We start from the raw sequence: 14490 nt of genomic DNA, 5'->3' as shown, positions 1-14490 counted from the left end.
AATCCGCGACCGACTAGACTTCTGCGCATGAGAGCGGTGATCTCCCGCGACTCGAAACGGGCCGCGCTCCTCATCGCCGCGCTCGCGGCCGTGCCGTTCGCGGCGGCGCTCGGGGCGCCGTTCGTCTTCGACGACGAGGGCGAGGTCGTCGGGAGCGTCACTCCCCTCGCGACGTTCGGGGAGCGCCTCGTGAGTTTCGGCAGGCCGCTTCTGAAAGTCACGTACGCACTCGGCGCGTGGGCGCACGGTTCGTCGCCGCTCGGCTTCCGCCTCGTGAACGTCGCGCTGCATGCCGCGTCGGCCGTCCTCGTCTTCCTTCTCGCCGAGCGGTGGCTCGCGATGCGGCGCCCCGGCGAACCCGGCGCGGCACGGACGGCCGCGTTCGCGGGCGCCGCGCTCTGGGCGCTGCACCCGCTCGCCGCCGAGACCGTGACGTACGTCTCGGGCCGGTCGATGGGCCTGTCGACGCTTCTCGTCATGGCGTGTCTGGCACTCGTTGCCACGGACGGCGTCCCGTCACGCGGCCGCGCGCTGGGCGCGGCCCTCCTCGCATTCCTCGCGCCGCTCGCGAAGGAGACGGCGCTCGTCCTGCCGCTCCTCCTCGTCTGGTGGGAAGCGACGCTCGGCCCGCGGGACGTGCCGTGGCGCGACCGCGCGCGAAGCCTTGCGCCCGTCTTTGCGGGCACCGCCGGGGCGGCGTTCGTTCTCGCCCTCCTGCCGCGGCACCGCGAGCTCCTCGGATTCAGCCTCGCCGTCCGCCCGCCTCTCGAGGCGCTGCGCGGCAACGTGCAGGCCGCGCCCGCGATGCTCGGCCTCTGGGCTTTCCCGTGGCGCCTCAGCATCGACCCGGCGAAGCCGCTGGAGTGGGCCTGGACCGAAGCGCCGACGCTTCTCGGGCTCGCCTTCCTCGGAGCGCTCGCCGCGGTCGCGCTCTTGACGCGAAGACGCGCGCCGTTCCTCGCGTTCGCGGTCGGGTGGACGCTTCTCGCGCTCGCGCCGAGCAATTCCTTCGTGTGGAGGCTGGACCCGGTCGGCGTGCGGCCGCTCTACCTCGCGTCGGTCGGGCCGGCGCTCTTCGCCGCGGCTCTCGTCGGCGCCGCGCTCTCGGCCCGTCCGCCGGCCTTCGGCCGCGCGGTCCTCGCAAGCGCCCTCGCCCTCGCGTGCGCGCTCGGCGCGGGTCTCGCCGTGCGCAACGCGCGGTACCGCTCGCCCGCGGCGTTGTGGGAGGATGCCGTGCAAAAGGCACCCCGGAACGCGCGCGCGAAAAACAACCTGGGCTTCGCATACCTCGCCGCCGGAAGACTCGACGACGCCGAGCGGCTCCTCGAGGCGGCGCGGGAGGCGGATCCCGGAATGAGTCAGCCGGAATGCGGCCTCGCGGCCATTCGAATCCAGAGAGGGACGAAATGACAGGAATTCGACGTCTCCCGATCACTCCCGTCCTCGCCGTTCTTGCCTTCCTCGCGTTGGCTCCCTTTGCCGCGCAGGCGGCCACCCCCTGCACCGACTGCTGCCAGCTGCCGTGCGTCGAGGCCGAGATCCGCTACGCGCTGGAAATGAAGGAGTGGTACCGCTCGCAGACCGGCGCGGGCCGAATGACGTACGAGGCGTACGAGGCTGCCGAGAGGGCGAAGGCCGGGGAGCTGGCGAGGAAGCGCGCGAAGAGCGTCGGCGTACTGCCGGCGTGCAGCTGGAACGTCCCGGACCCCAGGGACCCGGTCGCCATGAGGTACTGGGCCGCGGTGGGCTGGACGATCAAGAGCGACGCGAACGGGAACATCGACTATGGCTATGGGCTCAAGACGAACCTGAAGGAGTGCACGCTGCGCGATGACCAGGTGAAAAAATACCGCGAGGTCACGCCCTGCAGTGGGATCGCGGACGCCGCCGAGAAGCACGAGAAGTTTCACGTGACGTCGTGCAAGCCGGGCCAGAACCGGACGGTCGCCCAGATCGCCCAGGACGAGGTAAAGGCATACGACGTGGAGCTGACGGAGCTCGACAACCTCAAGAAAGCCCTCGAGCAGGCCTGCAGCAAGCGCTCGTGCGAGACGAAACACGAGGGAGGGGACGTCAAGAAGCGGCTCGAGGAGGAGCTCGAGACGCTGAAACAACAGCTCGCGAGGAGAGGGGGCCGGAAGTGAAAGCCGCCCGCGCGATTGCAGTCCTACTCGTCCTTTCGTCGTCGCTCCCCGCTTTGGCGTCCGAGCGCGCGGTCTGGATTCCCGCGAAGGCCGGCACCGTCGCGACCTCGTGCGGTGACGTGAATTCTGCTCCCTGCACGGCGGCGCTCGAGGCGCTGGCGCGGAAGGCCGCCGACGACCTGACGCTCCTCGCGAACTCGGGCAAGCCCGAGTACCGGCCCTTGGCGCGCGACGCCGCGAAGATGCCGTTCCCGTCGCTGCGCGCTTCGGCAGCCTCCGCCCTCGGGCGACTCTCGCCCGGGCCGGAGGACACGCCGCTCCTCTCGTCTCTCCTCAACGACCCTGTCCCCGCCGTCCGGCGCTCGGCGAAGCGTGCACTCGACTTCAGCTCCGATCCGGCCGCGCGCCCGCTCGCGCAGCGCGCCCAGGGGCACGAAAGCGACGGACTGCGTCCCCAGGCGATCCCGACGGCCGAGCAGCTCAAGACGCCGCTCTACGCGGGCGCGCAGTACCTCTACTACGCGAGCAACAGGCCGTACGGGCAGAGCGAGTTCTCGACGGGCGACGCGGTCGACAAGGTCGCCGCGTTCTACGCGGGCAAGTACGGAAACGCGATGACGCTCGAACAGTTCCAGGCTGCCGCGAAAGGCAGCAAGAACGCGATGCCGGACATGGGATCGCAGGCGTTCCAGGACCAGATGCAGGCCGCGATGGACGCGCAGAAAGCCTACGAGGCGGCGATCAAGGCGGGCAAGTCGCAGCAGGACGCGTCGATGGCCATGGTGAACGCGATGCAGGCGAAGGCGCCCGCGGACTCGTCGAGGATCCGGAGCGCGCTCGAGAAGAAGGACATCTACGGCTCGCCCAGACTCTTCGTCGTCGAGAAGGGAATGATGCCGGGCGCCCCGAACCGGGTCGTCGCCGTGTACAAGGACCTTCTCCTCGGCAAGACCGGCATCGCGGTCTTCACGGCGCCGCTGCCGGAGGAGTGAGATGAAGAAAGCCGCTCTCGCCCTGCTTGCAGCCACGCTCTCGCTCCCGGCGCTCGCCGACGACGCCCTCGGAACGCTCACCGTGAAGGAGAAGACGACGATCCTCAAGGCGGTCGCCGCCACCGAAGAGACGGGCGCGGACGGCGAGAAGTGGCTCGTGATCCTCGCCTCCGATCGCAAGGTCGAGGGTGACCGCTCGGTCACGCGCCTCGCCGCGCTGGCGAAGGACGGCCAGCTCCACGCCGTGCGGATCCTCTGGCACGTCGGGAGCGACACGGTGCGCGCCGTTCCCTACGACGCGAACCTGCCCGAGAGCGGGCGGATGGGCCTCGAGCGCCCGACGCTCGACCTGAAGCGGTACGGGTCCGGCCGCGTCGAGGCCGAGTTCCAGTCGAAGATGGTCGGCCAGGAGTGGCACTTCCACGCGAACGTGAAGGCGGCCGTCGCGCCGGGCGGCACGCTCGAGCTCGAGCCCGAGGCCGAAGGGTTCGGCGCGGCGGCCCCCGGCGGCGACAAGAAGCTGGTCCTCGGGAAGCTCGGCTACGCCTTCAACGAAGAATCGTTCGGTCACGCGATCTCGGACGCGAACCTCGACGCCGTGCGCCTCTTCCTCGAGATCGGAATGTCGCCGAACGCGCACGCGAAGGGCGGGATCCACCCGATGCTGCTGGCGTCGATGGGCTGCGGCAACCCGGGGGGCGGCAAGCCGCGTTCCGAGGTCCTCGAGGCGCTCGTCCTCGCGCGCGGCGACGTGAAGGCGAAGGACGAGAACGGGTCGACCGCGCTCCTGTGGGCCGTCCAGGGCGGCTGCTCCGTCTCGTGCGTGCAGGCTCTTCTGAAGGCGGGCTCCGACCCGAACGTCCGCGCCAAGGGCGGCGCCACGCCGCTCATGTACGCGGAGATCTTCCAGCGCACGGAGATCGCGGAGGCTCTGAAGAAGGCGGGCGCGAAGAAGCAGGAGTGATGCGCGCCCCCGTCCTCGTCAACGGCGGGGGAGGGAACTGGCCTCCAGGTAAGCCCGGAACTGCTCCTTCTTCGCGACGACGTCGTCGTGCGGGAGCGGGGAGTCGATGAAAACCAGCCTGTTCTTCCGGAGGAGATCCGGCGTGACGGCGCTCTCCGGGACCGCGACGAACGGGAGGTCCCACGCGCGGAGATCGTCCATGAAGTCGAGCGACGGATCCCGCGTTCCGCCGTCCGCGGTGTAGATGTCGATCAGCTTGCCGGGGAAACGGTCGATCCAGTGCGCGAACTTCTCCGCCTGGCCGTAGAGCGCGTCGAACAGATAGACCTCGCGGACGTTCGCCGTCAGCCCGCCGCGCGTCAGGATGAACGCCATGACCCGGTACGCGCCGCTGTGGCCGGCGAGGACGATCGACCCGGGCTTCGTGTTCGCGACGACGCCGTGCGCCTTCAGCGCCCCGAGCACGTCGGAGACGAGGCTCGCGAAGACGCCCGTCTCCTCGAGCCTGCCGCCGAAGGAGTCGGGCGCGTTCCTCGGCCCCTCGGGGAGGACGAGGACCGCGTTCACGCCGCTCGCGGCGACCTGCTCGGCAACCTTGAACTGCTTGAACGTGTCGTCCACGTTGTTGCGCCAGCCGTGGAAGTAGAAGACGAGATCGGTGGCGTCTCCGGCGCGGAAGCCCTTCGGGACGAAGATCGCCACCGTGCGGTCGCTGTAGTGGACGTCGGCGGGGTACGCCTTCCCCTCGTACGTGTGGCCCGCCGCGCGCCTCTCGTGCGGGAACATCGTGTGGTCCGACGTCGTCACGATCGTCGTGCCGATGTCGGCGTAGCGCTCGGTCAGCGGCTGGGCGGTAGCGCCGCCCGCGAGCCCCGCGGCGAGGGCGAAGGCGAGGCGGATCCGGCTCAAGGTCCTTACCGCACCGGCATCGCCGGCCGCTTCGGCTTGACCGGTGGGTTCTTCTTCAGCTCCTCCATCACGATCGCGATCGCCCTTTCGAGCTGCGGGTCTCGGCCGGCGATGACGTCCGCGGGTGTCTGCTCGACCTCGACGTCCGGCGGGACGCCGACGTTCTCGACGCCGAAGCCTTCCTCCGGCGACCAGAACGCGAGGTTCGGCGCCGTGACGACGGCTCCGTCCATGAGCGTCGGGAACCCGAGAACGCCGACGAGGCCGCCCCACGTGCGCTGGCCCACGATCGTCCCGACCTTGAACTTCCGGAACATCCACGGCAGGAGGTCGCCGCCTGAGCCGGCCGTCTCGTCGATGAGCATGACCTTCGGCCCCTGGATGGACGCGCTCGGCGTCTTCATGTCCTCGCCGTAGCGGAACGTCCACCACGCGATCGGCTGCCGGAGCAGCGCCTCGATGTAGTAGTCCGCGACGCTTCCGCCGCCGTTGAACCGCTCGTCCACGATGACCGCGTCCCGGGACGCCTGCGGGTAGAAGTAGCGCTTGAAGTACGTGTGCCCGAGGCCCGCCGTGTTCGGGACGTAAACGTACGCGACGCGCCCGCCCGTCGCGGCGTCGACGTTCTTCAGGTTGCCCTCCACCCAGTCGCGGTTGCGGAGGGCGTTCTCCTCCGCCACGGGCACGACGTTGACGCTGCGCGAGCCCTTGCCGTCGGGCGACGGCCCGACCGTGATCTCCACGATCTTCCCGGACGTGGCCTCGAAGCGCGCGTAGAGGTTCTCGGGGGGCGCGAGGTCCCTGCCGTTCACGGCCAGGAGGTACTCGCCCGCCTTCACCTCGACGCCCGGCTCCGAGAGCGGCGCGCGGAGCTCGGGGTTCCAGTTCAGGCCGCCGAAGACCTTCTTGAAGCGGTAGCGCCCGTTCGCGATCTCGTAGTCCGCGCCGAGGAGGCCGCCCGGCACGGGCGTGGCCTCGGCGAACGAGTCGCCCGGCGTGTTCCGGTGATGGCCGACGGCGAGCTCCGAGCACATCCACTGGATGAGGCGGTTGAGGTCGCCGCGCGAGGAGAGATAGGGAAGAAAACCCGCGTACTTCGCCTTCATCGCGGCCCAGTCCCGGCCGTGCATCTTCGGGTCGTAGAAGTAGTCGCGGTTCACGCGCCAGGCCTCGTCGAAGATCTCGGGCCACTCGGCGCGCGGGTCGACGCGCACCGCGATCGCGTCGAGCTTGAGTTTGCCGTCGCCGGCGTCCTTGGCGTCCTTCGCGTCGGGCTTCTTGCCGGAGGAGGCGGCGATCGACCAGGCCTCCTTGAGCTTGGAGAGGATCTTCTTGCCGTCGAACGAGACGAAATAGTCGTCGGCCTCGGGGACCACGGTCTCGGTCTTGCGGTCCTTGAAGTCGAAGCGCTGGACGGACGTCTTGCCGTCGCTGCGGCGCTCGAAGAACAGCTGTCCCGCGCTGCCGGCCTGCAGGTTCGAGATCTCGGCCGGGTGGACGGGGAGGTCGACGATGCGGGACCCCAGGCCGTCGTGGTCGATCACGACGGGCTCGGGCTTCTTCGCTTTCGCGCCCTTCTCCTCTCCCTTTCCGGCCGCGTCGCCATCTTTGGAATCGGCGGGCCTCCCGCCCTCTTTACCTTTCAAAGAATCTTCTTCTTTGTCTTTCCCTTCTGTCTTCGCGTCCTTCGCGTCGCCCTTCTCCTCGTCGCTCTCTTTCGCCAGAGGAGAAGGGGTTCCTTTCTTCAACGTCGCGACGTAGATCGCATTCGTGACCCTCGCGTCGGCGTTCTGGAGCGAGAACCAGTTGCGTTGCGGGCCGGCGTCGGTCGAGGCGAGGAAGTAGATGAACTTACCGCCGCGGTCGAACACCGGGTCCGACACGTCCGAGAGGCCGTCCGTGAGCGCGAACGACTTGTTCTCGTCCACCGAGTAGACGAACGCCGCCCGGATGTACGTGGGACCCGACAGCGTGTAGGCCACCCAGCGCGAGTCGGGCGACCACGAGCCGCGCAGCATCTTGTAACGGGTGGGCGCGTAGAGGCGCTCGCTGGCGATCTTCTTCGGCGAGCCGCTTGCGATGTCGACGAGCCAGAGCGTGAGGGAATTGTCCGTGAGGACGATCTTCTTTCCGTCGGGGGAGAAGACGAGGTCGGAGTAGAAGCCGGCGCCTGGGACCTTGAGCGCCTTCGGTGCGCCCTTGCCGTCCTGCGCGCGCACGACGATCTCGTTCTCGCCGCTCTCGTCGGAGACGTACGCGATCGACTTTCCGTCCGGCGACCAGGCCGGCGCGGACTCGTGGACGGAGGCCGAGTTCGTGAGGTTGCGCGGGTCGCCCTTCTCGGCGGGCACGGTCACGATCTCGCCGCGGAAGTCGAACGCGGCGCGCGCGCCGGAAGGGGAGAGGGCCGCACCGCGGATCCACTTCGCGCCCCTGGCCCAGCGCGGGCGAGTCCCCAGGAGGTCGCCGGCAACCGCGATCGACAGGTCGGTCGTCTTCTTCGCGGCGGGGTCGAGGAGATGGAGCGTGCCGGCCTGCTCGTAGACGAGGCGCCCGGCGGCAGCCGCGACGTTCAGGACGGGGAAGTCCCTGTGGTCGGTGACCTTCGTGAGCGCGCCCGTCTTCGGGTCGAACGCGTAGAGGTTGAACTCGCCGTCTCGGTCCGAGCGGAGGTACACGGTGCCGCCGAGCCAGACGGGGTCCGCGTCGTTGCAGCGTGACGCGGGCTGCGCGACGCGCTGGATCGCGTTCGTCGCGACGTCGAGGAGCCACACGGTCGAAACCGTGCCGCCGCGATAGCGCTTCCACTGCAGGTGCGCCGGGGCGTTCGGGTTGTAGGCGATCGTCCGGCCGTCGGGCGAGTACGCCGCGCGGTTCGCGTACGGGATCGGCAGGGCGGTTTCGAGGCCGCCGCCGACGGGCACGGTGTAGAGCTGCGTGTGACGGTTGTTCGAGGCGGCGCGCGGCGAGGAGAAGAGGACGGACGCGCCGTCGGACGTGAAGCCCTGCACGACGTCGCGGCCGGGGTGCCACGTGAGGCGCTTCGGCACGCCGCCCGCGGCCGGCACGACGTAGACGTCGAGGTTGCCGTCCAGCTCGGCGCTGAACGCGAGCAGCGAGCCGTCCGGGCTGAACGCGGGGCGCAGCTTGACGCCCGGGCCGGACGTGATGCGCTGGACGGCGCTGCCGTCGTGGCGACAGGTCCAGACGTCGTTTCCGTAGACGAATGCGATGCGGTCGGCCGAGAGCGCCGGGTCCGTGAGCATCTTCGACGGACCCGCGGGAGGGGCCGCGAACGCGGCGGACGACAGCAGGAGAGACAGGCCGGCGGCGGCGAGACGGACGCGCATGGGGAACCCCCTCAGCGACGGTTCAATCGCGGGTGAGGGATTCTGGCACGCCGCGCTCAGTGGGCGGGCAGGCCGAGAGGCGCGGGCGCCGGAGCCTCGGCGCCGGAGGCGACGGCCTCGAACGCGGCGCCGAGCGCCGCGGCGACGTGGCGCGCGTCCATCGTCTGGATCTCGCGCCGCTCGAGCATGAAGACGAGCTTCCCGTCGCGGAGGATCGCGATCGACGGCGAGGACGGGGGATAGCCCGTGAAGTACGCGCGGGCGCGCGCGGTGGCCTCGACGTCCGCCCCGGCGAAGACCGTGAGGAGCGTTTCCGGAGCCTTCGGGTGACGGGCGGCGAGCGCGACGCCGGGCCGCGCCTGCCCGGCCGCGCAGCCGCACACCGAGTTCACGACGACGAGGGCGGCGCCCTTCGCGGTCAGGGCGGCGTCCACGTCGCCGGGCGTGCGCAGCTCGGCGAAGCCGGCGCGGGTCAGCTCGTCGCGGAAGGGCTGAATGGCGATGGGGTCGTACATGGGCCCACCATACGATATTTTGCGACCGCGTCTCAGTTTGATGCAGCCGCATCATGGCAGCGGCCTCTCTGCGACCCGACACTTGGTCCCGCGAAAGCGATTGAGACTCGATCTCAAATACGCTAGAGTCGGATCAGGAGGCCCCATGACACCGCGCGTTCCCGCCCTCGTCCTCGCCCTGCTCGGCGCCACCGCAAGCCCCGTCCTTGCCGGTGGCGGGTCGGTCGAGTCCGCTCCAGCCGTCGAAGTTGGCGCGGCAGCCGCCGGGGATCCCGGGGATTCGAGCATCCGCGCGAAGGGGGCGGTCACCGTGACGGCGCCGCCCGAGGGATACGCCGTCGGGGAGACGGCGACCGCCACGAAGACCGACACGCCCCTCCTCGACGTCCCGCAATCCGTCACGATCGTGGCCCGGCCGCTCATGCAGGACCAGCTCATGACGTCGATCGGCGACGTCGTGCGGTACGTCCCGGGCGTCACGCTCCACCAGGGGGAGAACAACCGCGACCAGATCGTCATGCGCGGCAACAGCTCGTCGGCCGACTTCTTCGTGGACGGTGTCCGCGACGACGTCCAGTACTACCGCGACCTCTACAACCTCGAGCGCGTCGAGGCGCTGAAAGGGCCGAACGCGATGATCTTCGGCCGCGGGGGTGCGGGCGGCGTGATCAACCGCGTCACGAAACAGGCCGGCTTCACGGCGCTCCGGGAAGTGGACCTTCAGGGCGGCTCCTACGGGAACAAGCGGGCGAACGCGGATTTCGATGCGCCGCTCTCGAACGCGGTCGCCCTGCGGCTGAACGGCCTCTACGAGGACTCGGGAAGCTTTCGCAACAACGTGGACCTCACGCGCTGGGGCTTCGCGCCGTCGCTCGCGATCCTCGCCGGGGAGGCGACGTCCGTCACCGTCTCCTACGAGCGGTTTCACGACGGGCGGACGGCCGACCGTGGGATCACGTCGTACCGGGGCGCGCCGGCCGATGTCCCCGTCGCGACGTACTACGGCAACCCGGACGACAGCAGCGTGCGCGCGGACGTCAACCTCCTCTCGGCCGCCGTCGAGCACCGGGCCGCGGGTTTCACCCTCCGCAACCGCACGCTCTACGGCGACTACGACCGCGGCTACCAGAACTACGTGCCCGGCGCCGCGTCGTCCGACATGAGCGCCGTTCTTCTCACGGCCTACAACAACGCCACGAAGCGGCAGAACCTCTTCAACCAGACCGACCTCACGTCGTCTTTCGCGACCGGGCCGATGAAACACACGCTCCTCGTCGGCGCGGAGCTCGGCCGGCAGCTCACGGACAATTTCCGCAACACGGGCTACTTCAACAACACGTCTCTCTCGATCTCCGTTCCCTTCGCGAGCCCGCAGACGACCGTGCCCGTCACGTGGCGCCAGAGCGCGACGGACGCCGACAACCACCTCGTGACGAAGCTCTTCGGCGCCTACGTGCAGGACCAGGTCGAGCTGACTCCGGCGCTCCAGCTCCTCGGCGGCGTGCGGTTCGACCGCTTCGACCTGACGTACACGAACAACCGCAACGGAGACGAGATCGGCCGCGTGGACAACCTCGTCTCCCCGCGCTTCGGGGTCGTCGTGAAGCCCGCGGCGCCGGTCTCGCTCTATGCGGGGTGGACCGTGTCGTGGGTGCCGGGCTCGGGCGACCAGTTCTCGTCCCTCACGAACGTCACGCAGCAGCTCGAGCCGGAGAAGATCGTCAACTACGAGGTCGGTGCGAAGTGGGACCCGTCATCCGTCCTCGCCCTCACGCTCGCCGTCTACCGCCTCGACCGGACGAACACGCGCTCGACCGACCCGAACGATCCGACGCGCATCGTCCAGACGGGCAGTCAGCGGACGAACGGGATCGAGATCGGCGCGACCGGGCGGATCACCGGCGCGTGGAGCATCGCGGGCGGCTACGCGTTTCAGGACGCGTTCGTGACGAGCGCGACCGTGGCCGCGCGGGAGGGCGCGATCGTGGCGCAGGTGCCGCGCCACACATTCTCGCTCTGGAACCAGGTGCAGGTCCACCCGAAGGTCGGCGCGGCGCTCGGCGTCGTGGCGCGCTCGGCGATGTACGCGGCGATCGACGACGCCGTGACGCTGCCCGGCTGCGCCAGGCTCGACGCCGCGGTCTTCGTGACGGTCGCGACGGGCGTGCGCGTCCAGCTGAATGTCGAGAACCTCCTCGACCGGCGTTACTACGCGAACGCGGACAGCAACACGAACATCTCCCCCGGCTCGCCGCGCGCCGCGCGCCTCGGGCTCATGGCGCGGTTCTGAAAGTCCCCCGGCCTCAGAATCCCTTCGGGCGCTCGCCGCGCACGCCGAACGCGCGCTCCAGCGCGAGGCCGGCGCGGCCGATCGTCCCTTCGTCGAAGAGCCGTCCGACGAGCGTCACCCCGTGCGGGACGCGGCGCTTCGGCGAGAACTTCGGGAGCGGCCGGGCCGGGTCCGGCGCCCAGTCGCTGCGGGCCTGGTCGACCTGGACGAAGCCGGCGGGCAGCGTGAGCGACGGGTGGCCCGTGAAGTTCGAGATGGTCATCATCTCGTCGCGCAGCGACGGGACGAAAAGGACGTCCACCTTCTCGAACAGGCGGGCCATCTCCTCGGCGACCTTGCGGCGCAGCCGGTCCGCCTGCACGTAGTCGACGGCCGAGAGGAAGCGGGCCTGCCGGAACGTGTTCGGCCAGGCGTCCGGCACCTGCATCTTCAGCTGGTCGAGGCCGCCCGAAAGCGTGAGCTCCTCGAACGCGGCCGCGGCCTCCGCGAAGAGGATCGTGTTGAGCGACCCGTAGGGCCAGTCGGGCAGGCTCACCTCGACGCCCGTCATCCCGATCAGCCTCGCCGTGCCGAGCGCCGCGCGGTCCACGTCGGTGGCCTCTTTCATCCAGCCGGGGAAGTAGCCGACCTTGAGCCCCGCGACCGGCCCGTCGGCTTCGAAGTCCAGCCGGCTCGGAATTCCCGAGACGTCTCCCGGGTCGGTGCCCGAGATCGCGGCGAGGACGAGGAGCGTGTCCTCCACGCCGCGCGCCATCGGGCCGAGCTTGTCCATGGACCACGAGAGCGTCATGGCGCCGGTGCGCGCGACGCGCCCGAACGTGGGCCTGAGGCCCGTGACGCCGCAGCGCATGGACGGGTCGATGATGGAACCCTCCGTCTCGCTGCCGATCGCGAAGCCCACGAGGCCCGCGGCCGTCGCGGCGCCCGGGCCCGCGCTGCTGCCGCCCGAGCCCTCCTCGGGCGCCCACGGGTTCTTCGTCTCGCCGCCGAACCACACGTCGTTCAGCGCGAGCGCGCCGAGGCTCAGCTTCGCGACGAGGACGGCGCCCGCCTCGTGGAGGCGCCGGACGACGAACGCGTCCGCTTCGGGCACGCGGTCCCTGTAGGGCTCGGCGCCCCAGGTCGTCCGGATTCCCTTCGTGTCGAGGAGATCCTTCACGCCCCACGGAATCCCGTGGAGCGGGCCGCGGTATCTCCCGGCCGAGATCTCGGCATCGGCGCGCTGCGCCTGCTCGAGCGCGAGCTCGGGCGTCAGCGTGATGACGCACTTGAGCTGCGGGTCGTAGCGCCGCAGGCGGTCGAGGTAGATCTTCGTCAGCCGCTCGGAAGAAAGCGCCTTCGACTCGATCCAGCGCGAGAGCGCGGAGACCGGCGCGAACGCGATGTCCTCGTCCCGCTTCGGGAGCGGGCCGGGGACGGACGCGCTGCGCACGAAGACGCCGCGCGCGGGGCCGGCGGACCGGCCGGGCAGCACCGGGTTCCACTGCGAGGCGGGAGCGAGGGACGGCTCGAGGACGACTTTCCGGGGGCCCGTGCGCCGCTCCATCGTGCCGGCCATTGCGGCGGGCCAGTTGCCCGCCGCCTGAGCGCGGTCCTTCGGCGAGAGCGTCACGCGAACGAGTTTTTCCGCCTCGGCGATCGTCGTGGGCGTGATCTCGGGGCCCACCGGGGGCGCCGTGCCGAACGCGGGCGGCGTGCCGGCGGCAGGCGTGGTGGCGGGAGGCGGCGTCTGGGCGTCGGCGCGCGCGCCCACGGCGAGGCCGGCGACTCCGGTGGCGGCGGCGGCGAGGAAATCGCGGCGGGATTTCGACATGCCCGTACTTTACGCGGGACTCGGTCGGCGCCGGCCGGGCCGGTAACATGGGCCATCGATTCAGAGCGCATTGACCCGCCTCCGGCGCCCTTCCGCCCACGCGAGCTGGTGCTGCCGCTCGGAATCGTGCTCGTCCTCGGCGCCGCGGCGCTGCGCGGCGGGCCGCGCGCCGTGGACGACGCGTACATCACGTTCCGCTACGCGCGGAACCTCGTCGAAGGCGCCGGGCTCGTCTACAACGCAGGGGAGCGAGTTCTCGGCACGTCGGCGCCGCTCTTCGCGCTGATCCTCGCGGCTCTCCGGACCCTCACGGGCGCCGCGATCCCGGCGCTCGCGTTCGTCCTCGGCGCCGCGTGCCTTCCGGCGTGCGCCGTCGTCGGCTACCGCCTCGCGCGGCGCGCCGCCGGCCCGCTCCTCGCGGCACTCTTCGTCGTCGCCGCTTTCTCGCCACACGCCTCTCTCGAAGTCTTCGCGTCCGGAATGGAGACGCCGCTCTACCTTCTCGGCCTTCTCGGCGCCGTCGAGCTCGCGTGCCGCAGGCGGGACGCGGCGGCGTTCGCGGTGGCTTCCGGGCTCTTCTTCCTGCACCCCGACGGCGCCGCCCTCGTTCCGGCTCTCCTCCTCGCCCTTCGCGCGGCGCGCGGGCGCTGGCCGTGGCGGGGTGTCGCGCTCGGGCTCGCGCCGGCGGCCGCGGGCGCCGCCGCCCTGTGGGTCGCCTTCGGCTCGCCGCTGCCGCACAGCGTGACGGCCAAGCGCCTCGCGTACGCGATGCCCCCGGGCCACGCTCTCCTTCGCCTCGAGGAGACGGTTCTGGACACGCTCGTCGCGTACGCGACGCCGCTGGCGCCCGTCGCGATCGTGCTCCTGGCCGTGGGCGTGCTCGCGCTTCTCCTCGCGTTCGGGCGGCGGGCCCTCGCGAATCCGCCCGTCCTCGCGCTGGCGCTCTTCGCGGGCGCTTACGTCGCGGCCTTCGCGCTCGCGAACCCTCTCGTCTTCCCCTGGTACCGCCCGCCGCTCGCCCTCGCGACGGCGTTCGTGGCGATCGCCTGCGCGGCCCGGCTGCCGCGGCCGGCGCGCGCGGGCGCTGCCGCGCTTCTCGCGGCGGCCGCGTGCGTCCACGTCGCGACGTTCCGGCCCTACGATCCCTCGGGGCGCGAGGCGGTCTACACGCGCGCGGCCGCGCTCCTCGCCCTCGGGCCCGGGGACACGGTCGCCGCGCCGGAGATCGGCGCCCTCGGCTGGGCGACTCCCGCGCGCGTTCTCGACACGGTCGGGCTCGTCTCTCCTTCGGCCCTGCGATGGCTCGACCGGCCGCTCGCGGAGGGCGGGTCAGTCCCGCCGCGGCTGCTCCGCGAGACGGACGCGGCCGCGCTCGTCGCGCTCGACCGCTTTCTCGATCCCGCGCTCGCGGCCGACCCCGGCGCGCTCGCGCGCTGGACCGAGGTCGCCCGCCTCCCGGCGCACGCGTTCGGATCGCCGGGAACGGTGCGCGTGTTCCGCCGGGTGCGCTGAC

General features: G+C 70.8%; 10 protein-coding genes. 6 read left to right on the top strand and 4 right to left on the bottom strand.

From position 1 onward, the window contains the following. Positions 1 to 27: 27 nt before the first annotated feature. Genes IPL89_15885 through IPL89_15870 form a run of 4 tightly spaced genes read left to right on the top strand, consistent with a single transcriptional unit; the run spans position 28 to position 4100 of the window. On the top strand, positions 28 to 1410 hold the full coding sequence (locus tag IPL89_15885) for a tetratricopeptide repeat protein (protein MBK9064653.1): 1383 nt from the start codon (positions 28 to 30) through the stop codon (positions 1408 to 1410). Continuing rightward, entirely contained in the window at positions 1407 to 2144 is a 738-nt protein-coding gene (locus tag IPL89_15880; protein MBK9064652.1) for a hypothetical protein, read from the top strand. The genes IPL89_15885 and IPL89_15880 overlap by 4 nt, the downstream gene beginning before the upstream one ends. After that, positions 2141 to 3136: a HEAT repeat domain-containing protein gene (locus IPL89_15875; protein MBK9064651.1), complete on the top strand. Its 996-nt coding sequence runs from the start codon at positions 2141 to 2143 to the stop codon at positions 3134 to 3136. The genes IPL89_15880 and IPL89_15875 overlap by 4 nt, the downstream gene beginning before the upstream one ends. Position 3137: 1 nt before the next feature. Beyond that, on the top strand, positions 3138 to 4100 hold the full coding sequence (locus IPL89_15870; GenBank protein MBK9064650.1) for an ankyrin repeat domain-containing protein: 963 nt from the start codon (positions 3138 to 3140) through the stop codon (positions 4098 to 4100). An 18-nt stretch (positions 4101 to 4118) separates the two neighbouring features. Here IPL89_15870 and IPL89_15865 read toward each other — a convergent pair whose 3' ends face one another. From IPL89_15865 to IPL89_15855, 3 genes are read right to left on the bottom strand one after another with little or no spacing between them, the layout of a single operon-like run. Next, positions 4119 to 5009 (bottom strand): hypothetical protein, encoded by an 891-nt coding sequence (locus IPL89_15865; protein ID MBK9064649.1) that lies wholly within the window; start codon positions 5007 to 5009, stop codon positions 4119 to 4121. Between the two features lie 5 nt (positions 5010 to 5014). Beyond that, positions 5015 to 8359, bottom strand: a complete 3345-nt coding sequence (locus IPL89_15860) for a PD40 domain-containing protein (GenBank protein MBK9064648.1) — start codon at positions 8357 to 8359, stop codon at positions 5015 to 5017. Positions 8360 to 8415: 56 nt separating this feature from the next. Further along, positions 8416 to 8874, bottom strand: a complete 459-nt coding sequence (locus tag IPL89_15855) for a BrxA/BrxB family bacilliredoxin (GenBank protein MBK9064647.1) — start codon at positions 8872 to 8874, stop codon at positions 8416 to 8418. 145 nt (positions 8875 to 9019) lie between these two features. On the opposite strand from IPL89_15855, the gene IPL89_15850 reads away from it, so the two are divergent. Continuing rightward, positions 9020 to 11164 (top strand): TonB-dependent siderophore receptor, encoded by a 2145-nt coding sequence (locus tag IPL89_15850; GenBank protein ID MBK9064646.1) that lies wholly within the window; start codon positions 9020 to 9022, stop codon positions 11162 to 11164. Positions 11165 to 11177: 13 nt separating this feature from the next. On the opposite strand, the gene IPL89_15845 is transcribed toward IPL89_15850, so the two are convergent. Beyond that, positions 11178 to 12977 (bottom strand): amidase, encoded by a 1800-nt coding sequence (locus IPL89_15845; GenBank protein MBK9064645.1) that lies wholly within the window; start codon positions 12975 to 12977, stop codon positions 11178 to 11180. A gap of 108 nt (positions 12978 to 13085) precedes the next feature. On the opposite strand from IPL89_15845, the gene IPL89_15840 reads away from it, so the two are divergent. Continuing rightward, positions 13086 to 14489 carry a hypothetical protein gene (locus IPL89_15840; protein ID MBK9064644.1) on the top strand — a complete coding sequence of 468 codons (1404 nt, stop codon included), beginning with the start codon at positions 13086 to 13088 and terminating at the stop codon, positions 14487 to 14489. Position 14490: the final 1 nt, after the last annotated feature.

Source organism: Acidobacteriota bacterium (genome assembly GCA_016716715.1).
Taxonomy (GTDB): Bacteria; Acidobacteriota; Thermoanaerobaculia; order UBA5066; family UBA5066; genus Fen-183.
This window is presented reverse-complemented; position numbering and strand designations above follow the sequence as displayed.

Bases quoted from the DNA above. Each gene is read 5' to 3' on its own strand.
- IPL89_15885 (MBK9064653.1), top strand. From the start codon at position 28: ATGAGAGCGGTGATCTCCCGCGACTCGAAACGGGCCGCGCTCCTCATC.
- IPL89_15880 (MBK9064652.1), top strand. From the start codon at position 1,407: ATGACAGGAATTCGACGTCTCCCGATCACTCCCGTCCTCGCCGTTCTT.
- IPL89_15870 (MBK9064650.1), top strand. From the start codon at position 3,138: ATGAAGAAAGCCGCTCTCGCCCTGCTTGCAGCCACGCTCTCGCTCCCG.
- IPL89_15860 (MBK9064648.1), bottom strand. From the start codon at position 8,359: ATGCGCGTCCGTCTCGCCGCCGCCGGCCTGTCTCTCCTGCTGTCGTCC.
- IPL89_15855 (MBK9064647.1), bottom strand. From the start codon at position 8,874: ATGTACGACCCCATCGCCATTCAGCCCTTCCGCGACGAGCTGACCCGC.
- IPL89_15850 (MBK9064646.1), top strand. From the start codon at position 9,020: ATGACACCGCGCGTTCCCGCCCTCGTCCTCGCCCTGCTCGGCGCCACC.
- IPL89_15845 (MBK9064645.1), bottom strand. From the start codon at position 12,977: ATGTCGAAATCCCGCCGCGATTTCCTCGCCGCCGCCGCCACCGGAGTC.